Origin of the sequence: Roseibium denhamense (genome assembly GCF_009711415.1) — a bacterium.
Taxonomy (GTDB): Bacteria; Pseudomonadota; Alphaproteobacteria; order Rhizobiales; family Stappiaceae; genus Roseibium; species Roseibium denhamense.
Genome location: NZ_SMLZ01000115.1, coordinates 154,003 through 167,678, shown reverse-complemented (window position 1 = coordinate 167,678; position 13,676 = coordinate 154,003). Strand labels below are relative to the sequence as shown.

The window sequence follows — 13,676 nt, the reverse complement described above, 5'->3', positions numbered from 1 at the left end:
GTTGAAGCCGGGCACGGTGCGGCACAAACGCATCCTTGACCTTTTCAGCGCATGACGGCAGGGTCCACGCCAATTGGACGGCCCCCCCGTGTGGTCCGCCCCCTTTTTTGTGTGTCCTGCTGCCGGGTGATCATTCCCGCCCGGCGTCTTGCGCAAAGGTTCCATTATATGCTCCCGGCTGATTCGACTGATTTTCTGATCGCAGAAACACTCGAAACATTTCCAAGTTCCCTCAAAGGCGGTGTTGTTGCCATCGGCAATTTCGATGGTGTCCATCGCGGCCATCGCGCCGTTCTGGATGCTGCCTTGGGGCTGGGCCACGGAACGCATCACCCGGTTTTTGCCATGACGTTTGAGCCGCATCCGCGCACTGTTTTTAATCCATCCCGCCCGGTGTTCCGTCTGACGCCGCCGGTTCAAAAGACTGACATGCTGAAAGCGTGCGGGCTGGACGGCGCGCTGGTGCTGCCGTTCAACAAGGATTTCGCCGGCATGGAAGCGGACGCTTTCGTGCAAGACATTCTCATCGGGACGCTCGGCATTTCCCATGCAGTCACCGGATATGATTTTCATTTTGGCCGCGCCCGGCAAGGCACCCCGGATTATTTGCGGGCGGCCGGTGCCAGCAACGGTTTCGGGGTGACCATCGTCCAGCGCGCGGAAGACGAAGGCGCGGAGGTCATTTCCTCCACCCGTATCCGGGACAGCCTCGGCGCAGGTGATATTGCGCAGGCGAATGCGCTTTTGGGCTACCGTTGGTTTTTTGATGCCAAGGTCCAGCATGGTGACAAGAGAGGCCGGGATCTCGGATACCCGACAGCCAACCTTCCCATGGCCCCGGACAGCCCGCTGCTTCACGGGATATATGCGGTCAAGGTGAAGACTGAGGACGGCTGGCATGACGGTGTTGCAAGCTATGGACGCCGCCCGACGTTTGACAACGGGGCTGTTCTGTTTGAAGTGCACCTCTTCGATTATTCCGGCGACCTTTACGGTCAGACGTTGCGGGTGCACCTGATTTCCTATCTCAGGGGCGAAGCAAAATTCGAAAGTGCCGAGGCCCTCGTGGCGCAGATGGATCTGGACAGCGCGGAAGCGAAAGCCGCGATCGCATCCATCACTCCCCTGTCCGGACTTGATCTGAAGCTTTTGGAACTGGACCGGTGAGCAGCGCTCCGCGCAAGGAGTTTGCCGCCGAGGAACCCATGCTGGCCATAGCCTTGATGAGCAGCGCGATGCTGATCGTGCCAGTGATGGATATCATCGCAAAATATCTGTCAGCGTATTTGCCGCCGCCTCAAATCACATTCGGCCGGTTTTTCTTCCAATTTCTGATCTGCCTGGTCCTAGCAGTTGGAACCGGGCGCCTCCTGAAGATGCGCGGACATCAGCCACTGCTCAATTACGCGCGCGGCCTGCTTTTGGCCACCGCGTCGCTCAGCTTTTTCATTGCGGTCAAATACATGTCGGTCGCGACGGCGATTTCCATCTTTTTTGTCGAACCGATGATCCTGACGATCATGGCCGCGGTGATCCTGAAGGAACCGGTAGGAGTGCGCCGGATCAGCGCGATTGTTGTCGGGCTGGCAGGGGCATTGATCATCCTGCGTCCGAACCTTGCCGAGCTGGGCCTTGTCAGCCTGTTGCCCGTGTTCACGGCCTTTGTCTTCGCCTGCTACCTGATCATCAACCGGATCGTGCCGGCCCAGGACGATCTGCTGACGATCCAGTTCAGCGCGGGTCTTGCCGGCACTGTCTATCTGGGTACGGGGCTTTTGATCGGCACTCTTGCCGGATTTGGCGAAGCAGCGTTCGTCATGCCGACGCTTTCTCAAACCGGATTGCTTTTGATCATCGGTGCAATTTCGTTCCTGGCGCACGGCCTGGTGGTGGCCGCATTCCAGCGCGGCAGTGCAAGTCTACTGGCTCCGCTTCAATATCTTGAAATCGTGAGCGCCACGCTGTTTGGGTATCTGGTGTTTGCCGACTTTCCGGATGCGATGACCTGGCTCGGAATCGCGCTTATCATCGGTAGCGGACTTTACATCACCCACCGGGAACGCCTGCGTAGGCAGGAGATTTGACGGATGCACCGCCCAAACCGCGGCGCATGCCCATCCAGACCATCAGCGCCGGCAGAAGCGGAGCAATAGGAACGCCCGACAGGATCGCGATCGAGGCGGTGGATGCGGCAAGTCCGATGACGATGGCCAATCCGGCCTTTTCATAGTCCAAGAACCCTTTGGCCGTTCCGGTCACGATCAGAAAGGCGCAAGGGACAACCAGAACCAGGACGTCGTAAGAATGGGCATAAGGCGTGGAGAGCAATGTGCCCGCTGCCAAGACGGCGGTCCGCGCGAAGGTGTCGGCGGACCTGGACCAGACGAGCCAGACGCAGACAAGCATCGCAATGCCCGTTAAGGCCTGCACCCCCATGGCGGCGGAATGGCCGACACCGAGTTGCCGGACACTGCTATAAACCGAAACCATCTTGGCCCAGTCTATATTGCCAGCATTCATGATATCCGTTGCCAGCGGCGCCTGGGTCCAGAACAAGACCCAGACATTGCTGCCCAGCACCAGTACACTCAGCCCGGCCAGCACGAGCGCGGTCGCCGAAGCGCCTGCAAATGCCCGCCAGTTCCAGCATGCGATCAGTGCAAAGGGCGCCAGAATTCCGAGTTGCGGCTTGATCGTCAAAAGCCCAAGCGCGATCCCCGCCCACCAGTATTTGCCTCGATCAATTCCAAGGGCAAAAAGCCCGAACAGCGCTGCCGTTAGGGCTGCATTCTGGCCATGAAACACATTGTTGAAGCTTGCCGGAATAAGGATGAGGCAAATGGCCCAAACCCAGTTTCCGGTTATCAGGCGGCACACAAAGGCCAGAAAAACGGTTGTCGTTGCAGCAAATACCACGAAGGCGGCCTTGTAAGGCAACAGCGCAAACGGCATCAGCATCATCTGGAAGGGCGGCGGATAAAAGAAGGTCAGGAAATCCTCAGTCCCGGACATTGTCCGTTGCATCTCCAGAAACACGAAAGTGTCGTAGACAACGCCCGGAGTGCCGTTCAGGGCTTGCTGGCCCGCCAGCCAGTAAGCCAGGTAATCCATGATCAGGAGGCCGGTCGGCGACGTTTGTGCGTTCGGCAACAGCAGCAGATAAGCAAGGCCAAGCACCATGCCGATGGCCGAGAAGACGCAAGCAATGCGGATCCGGTCCCAGGTCAGCCATTCGGCCCTGCGAACGGCACGGTCCCACAGACCGGAACGGCCGTGCGATGGCTCAATTTGTCCCGTTTCCTGAATGTCGGTGTTCAAGCAATCCCCCGTCCGCTTTGCATGAACCCTTGCCCGTTAGTCGTCACTATTTGGTTACCCAACCGCAAGTTCCCGCTCTTTTAGGCGGCCAGACCCGGCAATTCGGGAGAATTCAAGGGAAGTGCTTTATTCACGCGAAAAGTGCTGCTATGTCCCTGCCATGCGAAACTGGATCTCAATATCCATCCGCCCGGCAGTCATTGCTGTGACGCGAATTAGTTGCCCGGCCCTCGGCTGACGCAAAATGTGCGGCGCCAGGGACCGGGATATCACTCGTTTTTACCGCCGCCTGAAAACCGGGCAGCGGCCTTTTCTGACAATTTGACAGCGGGACCGCCCGCACGACCGGATCGACCAGAACGATGACCGAGACAACCAAACGCGACTATTCCGAAACGCTCAACCTGCCGCAAACAGATTTTCCAATGCGCGCCGGGCTCCCAAAGAAAGAGCCGGAAATCCTGGCACGCTGGGAAAAGCTCGATATCTACAAAAAGCTTCGTGCGCAGAGCGTGGGGCGGGACAAATTCACCCTTCACGACGGCCCCCCTTACGCCAATGGCAACATCCATATCGGCCACGCGCTCAACAAGACGCTGAAGGACATCGTGACACGCTCCATGCAGATGTCAGGGTTCGACAGCAACTACGTTCCGGGCTGGGATTGTCACGGCCTGCCGATCGAATGGAAGATCGAGGAACAGTACCGGGCCAAGGGCAAGAACAAGGACGAAGTTCCGGTCAACGAATTCCGGAAGGAATGCCGGGATTTCGCTGAGCACTGGATCGATGTTCAGCGCAAGGAATTCAAACGCCTCGGCATTGAGGGCGATTGGGACAATCCTTACCTGACCATGCGCTTTGAGAGCGAGGCGATCATTGCCAAGGAACTCATGAAGTTTGCAATGAGCGGCCAGCTTTACCGCGGCTCCAAACCCGTCATGTGGTCTGTTGTCGAAAAGACAGCCCTTGCGGAAGCGGAAATCGAATATCACGACTATCAGTCCGACCAGATCTGGGTCCGGTTCCCTGTTGTTGAGGCCGGAAGCACCGATGAGGCTGCCGCAGAACAGCTTCTGGACGCGTCTGTCGTCATTTGGACCACGACCCCCTGGACAATCCCGGGCAACCGGGCTGTTTGCTTCTCGTCACGGATCTCCTATGGCCTTTACGAGGTGACTCAGGAAGGCCTACCGGATGACAACTGGGTTCAAAAGGGTGACCTTCTGATCCTCGCCGAGGCTCTTGCAGGCGATGTTTTCAAGAATGCCCGCATCGAGGACTTCAGGCTGGTCCGCGCTGTTTCTGCCGATGAACTCGGCGCCATCACCTTGGCGCACCCCTACCGGGACATGGATCTGGGCGGTTACCAGTTCGACGTTCCGCTTCTGGACGGTGATCACGTGACCGACGACGCCGGCACGGGTTTTGTTCATACCGCGCCCGGGCACGGTGCCGATGACTTTGAGATCTGGATGGCGAGCGCCAAGGATCTGGAACAGCGCGGTATCGACACTGCCATCCCGTTCACCGTGGCAGATGACGGATACTATACCAAGGACGCGCCGGGCCTTGAGGGCAACCAGGTCATCACCCATAAGGGTGAAAAGGGCAAGGCGAACAAGGCAAACATCGAATATCTCAAGGAAGCTGGCGCGCTGATCGGCCTGGGTCGGATGAAACACCAGTATCCGCACTCCTGGCGGTCGAAAAAGCCGATCATCTTCCGCAACACGCCGCAGTGGTTCGTCTATATGGACCGGAATATCGGCGGGGAAGGCGATACCCTGCGGACCCGCGCGCTCAACGCCATCGACGAGACCCGCTTTGTGCCGGGAGCCGGGCAAAACCGTCTGCGCTCCATGATCGAAAACCGCCCGGATTGGGTTCTGTCGCGCCAGCGGGCCTGGGGCGTGCCGATCACGGTGTTCATTCACAAGGACACGTCCGCGGTTCTGAAGGACGAGACGGTCAACGCGCGCATCTATGAGGCGTTTGTTGCCGAAGGCGCCGATGCCTGGTTCGCCGAAGGTGCCAAAGAACGGTTCCTTGGCAACGACTACGACGCCGGCGATTGGCACATGGTGATGGACATCCTTGATGTCTGGTTCGATTCCGGCTCGACCCACGCATTCGTTTTGGACGAACGTGCTGACCTTTCCCCGAAGCGCAAGGCGGATGGCGGCAAGGACTATGTTCTTTATCTTGAAGGTTCGGACCAGCATCGCGGCTGGTTCCACTCCTCGCTTCTGGAAAGCTGCGGCACGCGGGGCCATGCCCCTTATGATGCGGTCCTGACCCACGGCTTCACCATGGCCGAGGACGGACGCAAAATGTCCAAGTCCCTCGGCAACCAGATGTTCCCACAGGACATCATCAAGCAATACGGAGCGGATATCCTGCGGCTGTGGGTGGCTTCCTGCGATTATTGGGAAGACCAGCGGCTCGGCAATGAAATCATCAAGACGTCGGTCGACAGCTACCGCAAACTGCGCAACACCCTGCGCTGGATGCTCGGATCGCTCGCGCATGCCAAAGGCGAGGAGGTCGCCTTTGCCGACATGCCGGAACTGGAACGTCTGATGCTGCACCGGCTTGCCGAACTGGATGAGATGGTCCGCAAGGGCTATTGGGAATTCGACTACAAGAAGATCTTCCATCAGCTCTTCACCTTCATGACGGTCGAGCTGTCTGCGTTCTACTTCGACATCCGTAAGGATGCGCTCTACTGCGATGCCCCTTCTTCCACTCGCCGGAAAGCCTCGCTTTTCGTGATCGGCAAGATATTCGACTGCCTGACCACGTGGCTGGCCCCAATGCTGCCGTTCACGATGGACGAAACCTGGACAGCGCGGTACGGCGAAGACGGGTCGGTGCATCTTCAGCAATTCCCGGAAGTTCCGTCCGAATGGCGTGATGACCAGCTTTCGGCCAAATGGACAAAGATCAAGACGGTCCGCCGTGTCGTGACTGGCGCGCTGGAGATCGAGCGCCGCGAAAAACGGATCGGCTCCTCGCTGGAGGCTCATCCGGTTGTCCACGTGACCGATCCGGATCTGATGGCAGCCCTGGAAGGCCGGGACATGGCCGATATTGCGATCACGAGCCAGCTGACCCTGACGTCAGACCCTGCCCCGGAAGGTGCCTTCACCCTGGACGACACCAAGGGCGTCGCAGTGGTTCCCGCGCTTGCGGAAGGCACAAAATGTGCAAGATCCTGGAAAATCCTGCCGGAAGTCGGAACCGATCCGGATTATCCGGATGTGAGCCTGCGCGATGCCGAGGCGTTGCGTGAATGGGATGCGGCCCGCGCCGCCTGATCGATGCACGAAACAGAAACGTCCCAACAATTGTTCAAGCGGCCCTTCTTATGGGGCCGCTTCAGCCGTTTTGTACTGATTATCGCCTTGATCGGGGTGGTGCTCGATCAGGCGGCCAAAGTCTGGCTTGTTCATGTATTCGATTTGCGGCTCAACGGCCCTGTCGAACTCCTGCCGGTGCTCGACTTAGTTCTCGTGTGGAACTACGGGATTTCCTATGGGCTGTTCCAGCAAGACAGCGATCTTGGCCGCTGGTTGCTAGCGGGCTTCACAGTGGCCGCCACAATCGCGCTCTGGATCTGGTCGACCCGCGCAACTTCCCGCATTCTCGCCCTGGCGCTGGCGCTGGTGATCGGGGGGGCAATCGGCAACGGGATCGATCGGATTGTCTACGGCGCGGTGGTTGATTTTGTCCATTTCCACGTGGGAACGTTTTCCTGGTACGTCTTCAACTTGGCGGATGTGTGGATCGTTGCAGGAGTGATTGGTCTCCTGTATGACAGCTTCACGGAAGGTCCTAATTCAGCCGCAAAGTAGCTGTTAATAGGCCAAAGTCAGAAATTCTGCCGGAAACCAGCGTAACCGGCGTCAAGAACTTAAGGACATTGCAGTGGCGCAGCCAATCAGAAAATGGGCAACACGAGCACTTGCAATCGCCGGAATCGCGGCTCTCGCGTCCTGCCAAGCGGCTGACGGAACTTATGTCGCACCAGACACCGCCCTGGTGAACAATCTGATGTCCGGCCTTGGAGCTGTCGACCCGAACGCGAAGCCGATCGAATACAAGCCGCGGGCGCCTCTTGCGATGCCGGCCGAAAAGTCGAACCTGCCCGAGCCGGAAACCAACGTTGCTGGAGCGAATTCGGAAGACTGGCCTGAGCAGAACGACAATTCAGAGTTCCGCCAGCTTCAAGCGATCTATGCCGAACAGCCAAGGGGCGTAAACCCGGCATCGGACCGGGCAGCTACCATGGCTCTGACACCAGATCAGGTTCGTGGGTTCAGAATTACTGGTGTCACTGGTCAAACCAAGCGTGACCCGGTCGCAGAAAAACGCGCTGAAGAGATCAACGAAGGGTCTCCGCTGACACGCGAAGAGTTGCAGGTGGGATCCAACCGGCTCAAAGAACTTCAAGACCAGCAGGCCGAGCTGGCCGAAACCAATCAGCTGACGAGAAAGTATCTGACCGAGCCGCCGACAGCGTATAGCACACCTTCAGACAAGGCGCCGATGCCGGATATAGGTGATGTTTCTGCTGTGAAGAGCAGAGCAAACAAAACCGGGCTCGTGAACGGGCGCCCCGTCGACGAACGGTGCAGACAAGGCGATGACCAGTTCTGCTATTAATCCTCACGACCGAATGTGAGCGTCATAAAGATAACTAATTTGTAATGAGACCTCCGGGCACCTGCTCCCTATATGGGACCAAGTGTCCGGAGTTTTTCTTTTCAGGAGCCGGTTTTGATCAAGACATCACGTGCACCGCGTCCGTTGCCGTTTTCGGGTTCTATAAGCACATTGCGCCGGTTGCGGCGCATAATGCTTGCACTTCCCGTAACACTCGCCATTGCAGCCTCCACAGGTCTAACGGGCACCGCAAACGCCTCTGAACCACTGCAAGATGACCTGATCATTGCGCAAAATCTCAATCACTTTACCTTGGACAATGGTCTGGAAGTTGTTGTGATCCCCGATCGGCGGGCCCCCGTCGTGACCCACATGATCTGGTACAAGGCCGGATCAGCGGACGAACCGGAAGGCCAGTCCGGCGTCGCGCATTTTCTTGAACACCTGATGTTCAAGGGAACGGCATCTCACCCGGACGGCGCCTTTTCACATATGATCGCAGAGCGCGGCGGGCGCGAGAATGCCTTCACCAGTTTCGATTACACAGCCTATTTCCAACGGGTCGCCAAGGAACATCTCCCCTTAATGATGGAGCTTGAGGCCGACCGCATGGAAAACCTTGTTCTGAGCGACGAGGTTGTGACGCCGGAACGCGATGTGGTTCTTGAAGAGCGCAGGCTCCGGGTCGACAGCGAACCCGGCTCGCGGCTGCGCGAAGCCGTCAATGCCGTGACTTTCGTCAATCACCCCTACGGATCACCGATTATCGGCTGGCAGCACGAAATCGAGGCACTGGACAAAGAGGCTGCCATTGCCTTTTACGACCGGTTCTACACCCCAAACAACGCTGTTCTGGTTGTTGCGGGCGATGTTGACGTTGCAGATGTCCGAGCGCTTGCCGAGGCAACCTACGGGAAAGTGCAACGGCGGGCCGAACCGGGAGAGCGCGTTAGATCGGCTGAGCCACCGTTGTCCGGGGAACGCAGGGTGAGCGTCATTGATCCACTTGTCCGGCAGGAATCGGTTTCTCAGACATGGATTGTCCCGAGCCAGACCACTGGCACGGGCCGGGAACCTGAAGCGCTGGATGTCTTGTCCTACATTCTCGGGAACGGTCCGAACAGCCGCCTGCGCAAGGCTTTGGTCCTTGATGCAGAGGCCGCCATCAGCGCCGGCGCCTATTATCAAAGCGGAGCACTTGATGACGGCCGGTTCGGCGTTTACGCATCGCCGCGCCCCGGCTTCACGCTCGATGATATGGAAACCCTCATTGCCGCCGAGCTGGAAAAACTGCTCGACGAAGGTGTCAGCGATGAGGAAGTGCAGCGCGCAAAATACAGCATGATCGCAAGCGCCATTTACGCGCAGGATAGCCAAACGGGATTGGCCCGGCTGTTCGGGTCCGCCTTGACGACCGGACAGACTGTCGAAGACGTCCAGACCTGGCCGGCCCAGATCGATGCTGTCACCCGTCAGGATGTTCTGGAGGCGGCGCGCGCCTACCTGACGGCAGATCCAGTGGTTGGCACACTGCGCATGCCCGCTGCTGAAGAACCTGAAGCTGCCGCCAACACCCAAGCCACGCCACAAGACAAGTCCTGATCATGCTGCGTTCGAACAAGTTCATTAAATCCATCTGTGCTGCTGCAATTGCCGCAGTTGTGTCTCATGCCGCAATCAGTCCGGCACATGCCGTTGAAGTCCAGCGGGTGATCAGTCCGGACGGGATCGAGGCCTGGCTTGTGGAAGACCACACCGTGCCAATCATTGCCGTCAATTTTGCATTTGAAGGCGGGGCGGCACAGGATCCTGAAGGCAAGGCCGGGCTGACCCGTTTGCTTGCGGCGACGATGGACGAAGGCGCAGGAGATCTCGATTCCGAAGCTTTCCAAAGCCGTCTGGAAGACCTCGCCGTCAGCATCTCCTTCAACACCAATAAGGACCGTTTCTTCGGCAGCATGAGAACATTGACCCCAACGCTTGACGAAGCGAGCGGGCTGCTGGCGCTTGCCCTCACCGATCCGCGGTTTGACGCGGCGCCGGTCGAGCGCATGAAAACCAGCCTGATCACAAGCGCCAAACGCAATGAAACAGATCCGAACGGCATTGCCGGGCGGGCGCTGTCTGATGCCATGTTTGCCGGCCATGTCTATAACCGTCCCACAGGCGGAACGCCTGAGAGCCTTGCGGACCTTAGCGCCGAAGACTTGCGCGCCCAGCACGCGAAGATCATATCACGGTCCAGTGTGACCATCGGAGTGGTTGGCGCAATCACGGCCGATCAGTTGTCGGCGATGCTTGATGAGGTGTTCTCTCCTCTCCCCGAGACGTCGGACCTCCAGCCCGTTGAGGACTTTGTCCCGAGCACCGGTGCGAGCATTTCAAAGGAGCTCGATATCCCCCAGACAACCGTTCTGGTCGGGCTGCCGGGTCTGAAACGGGATGATCCCGACTACCAGGCCGCCTTCGTGATGAACCATATCCTAGGTGGCGGGACCTTTACCTCCTGGATGTTTCGGGAGGTGCGCGAAAAACGCGGGCTGTCCTACGGGGCAAGCACATATCTCTCGCCCTATCAGCATACAGGATTGTTGATCGGTTCCGCGGCAACCCGTGCCGACCGTGCAGACGAAACGGTCACCGTGATGCTTGAACAGCTGACGCGGATGGCAACCGACGGTCCGAGCGAAGACGAGCTGCAAGCGGCCAAGCAGTTTCTGACCGGTTCCTACCCGCTGCGGTTCGACAGCTCCGGCAAGATTGCCCGCCAGCTTGTCGCGCTTCAAACGACCGGACTTGGGATCGACTATTTTGACCGCCGCAATGCCGAAATCGAGGCGGTCACACTGGAAGATGTTCAAAGGGTGGCCCGCAGGCTCCTGCAGGATGTCGAGCCGACCGTGATCCGTGTCGGACCGGTCCAGGGATAAACCTGCCGCCCTTTTGAGGCCGCCAGGCTGGTTCTTCTGATCACGATAAGCGGGTTTGTTAACACGCGGCGGATTTACGGGCGCCGGGAGCTGGCGTGCCCTGAAGCACCTCGGCGCGCACCGGGCGCGGCGGAGAGAACAGGTTTCCTTGGGCCAGCTTGACGTCATAGTCGAGGAGCTCAAGCACCTGTGATTCCGTCTCCACGTGGTCGGGGATCAGCTCCATCCCGTAGCGGTGCAACAGATCGCCAAAGTCCGACGGATGAATGTGGCCATGATCGGCCTCACGCCGCCCGATGAGGTAGTCGGCGTGGAGCTTCGCATATTTGAAGCCACGCCCCGCGAGTGCCTTGAAGTCCATTTTCATGTCTTCGATCTGGTCAACCGAGAAGCGGAAGCCGAGCTCATAAAGAGCACTCAGGCTCTCGAACTCCATCGCCCCCATCTCGGCAACGTCAGCCTGAGTGAATTCGAACACCAGCACATCAGCGTAGTTCTGATTGGCTTTCACGAATTCCAGGAAGCCGGGAAAGAACGTGTCGTCGACCAGGGACAGAGATGCGATATTGCAGAAAAGCACCGCATTACGATTGCGGGATGTCAGACGCTTGATGACCTGGACTGACCGGAACAGAAGCAGGTTATCGATCCGGGCGATTTGTCCCGAGCGGATTGCCTCCGGCAAAAAAGCCGACGCACTCACGGTCTCGCCATTTGAGCCGCGCAGCTTCGTGAACGCTTCATAATACTTCACCTGGCGCTGCGGCAGGGTAACGATCGGCTGCAAATGCAGTTCAACCCGGTTGGCGTTGAGCGCGGACCCGATCAGCTCCTGCATCGCCATATTTGGCTGCGGGGTTGAAGGCGCCTGAGCAGGGCGGCGATCTGAACGGGCATCACCCGCGCTCAAGCGCCCATCGTCATAAGAAGGTTGCTCGCTGCGCAAAGGGACGGTATTTGACGGCTGTTCAGCCGGAGCTGGCGGGCGCTGGGTGTGAACACCATAACGGCGGTCAAGTTCTTCCATATCTCTATGGGTGGGCGCAATTCCCTCGCCGTACCGGTGCGGCTGCTCCGCAGCAGGGTGGTGTTGCTGATCATATCCGTGCGGTGCGTGATACGGATCTTGCAGAGGCTGCGGTGCGGGCGGATGGCCTTGCCCGTAATGCGGCAACCCTTGCCGCTGCGGCGGCGGGGCTAGGGCCTGCTGATCTTCAACCTTGGTCTCCAGGTCGGACATGGCTTCGGCCATCTGCTTGACCAGCGTGCCTAGGACTTCCACTTCCGCAAACAGGGGATCTATTTCGGCACGCGTCCGGCGGGGCATGGAATGCTCCATACCGGTCAACCGGCCTTCCAGATTACCGACATCCTCATCAAGATCCGCCATGCGCTCTTCAAGCCTGTCGACGGCTTCCCCAACCGCACTGCGGTCACGTGCACGGCCGATCAAAAGATGGATCAGAATCATCGTGCACATCAGCGCCAACGAGAGCGAAACTGCCTCGCCAAAAGGACGGCCAAACTGAAAAATCAGCACGATCGCGGAAGAGAGCGCGATCACGGCCATGCAGATTGCGACGAATATGGTCCCTGTGCGGCCCATGGTGTGTGTGAAGTCCGATCCGAATCAATAATGTCCGGTTAATCATGCCTTAAGAGAGGCCATCGTCCGAATCCGCAATATACTTTCCAACGTGGAATCCGTGACTTGTCCCCGACTATACGTCAATCTCGCAAGAGGGTTTGGACAACCTGCATCATGCGTCAAATCACCTTTTGGCACGTCTTGCGGTGGTTTTCCTGGTTTCATCACAATCCGGTGCATGCCCAAACTTGCTGGTTGCACCAAAATGAAACTAAGATACCCTTACGTCATCATGAATGAAAAATAAAAGGTGGTGCAGCGGTACAGGGGGAGGGAAAACAATGCGTGCAGCTGGGCGGAAGGATGATCGCCCCGTAAGAATTGTTTCGACGGTTGAGCAGCCAGCTTCGGACCGCAGCTCTGCCCGTAGACATGCAAGCCCTTCGCACGCGGACGCGCCTGATCCTCCATCTCCCCCTGACCCGGGGCTTGTTTTGAAAGCTCTCGTCAAGACTCTCAAGAGCAACGAATTCCAATCTGCCCCGCAGCTGCAGGCATTTCTCTCCTTTGTTGTTCATGCCGCCCTCGACAAACGCATGGAACAGATCAAGGGTTACACAATTGCCGTCGAAGCGCTTGGGCGAAGCCCTGACTTCAACCCGGTCACCGACCCAATCGTCCGGGTAGAAGCTGCACGCCTGAGACGCCGGCTTGACCGGTACTACGCCGGTACGGGCGTGAATGATCAGGTCCGGATCTACATTCCAAAGGGCAGTTATGCGCCGGTGTTCAACTGGGCCTGTGAAAAAGACCTCGCGCGCAGCCGTCCTGCAAAACCGTTGCGTCTACCGGTCAGTGACCCAGAGCCGGAACAATCCCCGCAGCAAGACTCCCAAGGCAGCAGCGCCTTTGAAACATCGCGCTCCGGTCCGGCAATTCTGGAAACGGCGGCCGATGCAACCGCCCGGTCACATCGTGAAGAGACATCCGCCTTGCCGGCTTCAGATGCTGGTCCCGATGATCTTGGCCAGCGTATTCCCTTGGTTCCCGCGGCCTTCATCGGGGTGACCTGCTTCCTGGCCGGTTACCTTGCTGCTTTGATCTGAGCGGGATTATCCTTGCAAAAAATGCAAATTGCAGTCTGTGACAACTCTTTGTTTACCGTGTTCGGA

10 protein-coding genes are annotated in these 13,676 nt (G+C 58.2%); 8 read left to right on the top strand and 2 right to left on the bottom strand.

Features of this window, described 5'->3' with window-relative positions:
* Positions 1-168: 168 nt before the first annotated feature.
* Both E1180_RS19460 and E1180_RS19455 read left to right on the top strand, forming a co-directional pair.
* Complete coding sequence (locus E1180_RS19460) at positions 169-1,167, top strand: bifunctional riboflavin kinase/FAD synthetase (RefSeq protein WP_155193886.1); 999 nt, start codon at positions 169-171, stop codon at positions 1,165-1,167.
* On the top strand, positions 1,164-2,084 hold the full coding sequence (locus tag E1180_RS19455; RefSeq protein WP_208997258.1) for a DMT family transporter: 921 nt from the start codon (positions 1,164-1,166) through the stop codon (positions 2,082-2,084). The genes E1180_RS19460 and E1180_RS19455 overlap by 4 nt, the downstream gene beginning before the upstream one ends.
* Here E1180_RS19455 and E1180_RS19450 read toward each other — a convergent pair.
* Positions 2,047-3,318, bottom strand: a complete 1,272-nt coding sequence (locus tag E1180_RS19450; protein ID WP_155193883.1) for a glycosyltransferase family 87 protein — start codon at positions 3,316-3,318, stop codon at positions 2,047-2,049. The genes E1180_RS19455 and E1180_RS19450 overlap by 38 nt on opposite strands.
* Before the next feature lie 362 nt (positions 3,319-3,680).
* Between E1180_RS19450 and ileS the strand changes: the two genes are divergently transcribed.
* From ileS to E1180_RS19425, 5 genes are all read left to right on the top strand, one after another.
* Complete coding sequence (gene ileS / locus E1180_RS19445; RefSeq protein WP_155193880.1) at positions 3,681-6,638, top strand: isoleucine--tRNA ligase; 2,958 nt, start codon at positions 3,681-3,683, stop codon at positions 6,636-6,638.
* A gap of 3 nt (positions 6,639-6,641) precedes the next feature.
* Positions 6,642-7,175, top strand: coding sequence for a signal peptidase II (gene lspA, locus E1180_RS19440; RefSeq protein WP_155193878.1), 534 nt, complete (start codon positions 6,642-6,644; stop codon positions 7,173-7,175).
* Between the two features lie 73 nt (positions 7,176-7,248).
* Complete coding sequence (locus tag E1180_RS19435) at positions 7,249-7,986, top strand: hypothetical protein (RefSeq protein ID WP_155193876.1); 738 nt, start codon at positions 7,249-7,251, stop codon at positions 7,984-7,986.
* A 192-nt stretch (positions 7,987-8,178) separates the two neighbouring features.
* Positions 8,179-9,588, top strand: coding sequence for a M16 family metallopeptidase (locus E1180_RS19430; RefSeq protein ID WP_155193873.1), 1,410 nt, complete (start codon positions 8,179-8,181; stop codon positions 9,586-9,588).
* Positions 9,589-9,590: 2 nt separating this feature from the next.
* On the top strand, positions 9,591-10,916 hold the full coding sequence (locus tag E1180_RS19425) for a M16 family metallopeptidase (protein WP_155193871.1): 1,326 nt from the start codon (positions 9,591-9,593) through the stop codon (positions 10,914-10,916).
* A gap of 58 nt (positions 10,917-10,974) precedes the next feature.
* On the opposite strand, the gene E1180_RS19420 is transcribed toward E1180_RS19425, so the two are convergent.
* Positions 10,975-12,522 carry an EAL domain-containing protein gene (locus E1180_RS19420; RefSeq protein ID WP_208997257.1) on the bottom strand — a complete coding sequence of 516 codons (1,548 nt, stop codon included), beginning with the start codon at positions 12,520-12,522 and terminating at the stop codon, positions 10,975-10,977.
* 476 nt (positions 12,523-12,998) lie between these two features.
* Here E1180_RS19420 and E1180_RS19415 point away from each other — a divergent pair, with 476 nt between their 5' ends.
* Positions 12,999-13,610: a hypothetical protein gene (locus E1180_RS19415; protein WP_155193869.1), complete on the top strand. Its 612-nt coding sequence runs from the start codon at positions 12,999-13,001 to the stop codon at positions 13,608-13,610.
* The last annotated feature ends 66 nt before the right edge of the window (positions 13,611-13,676 follow it).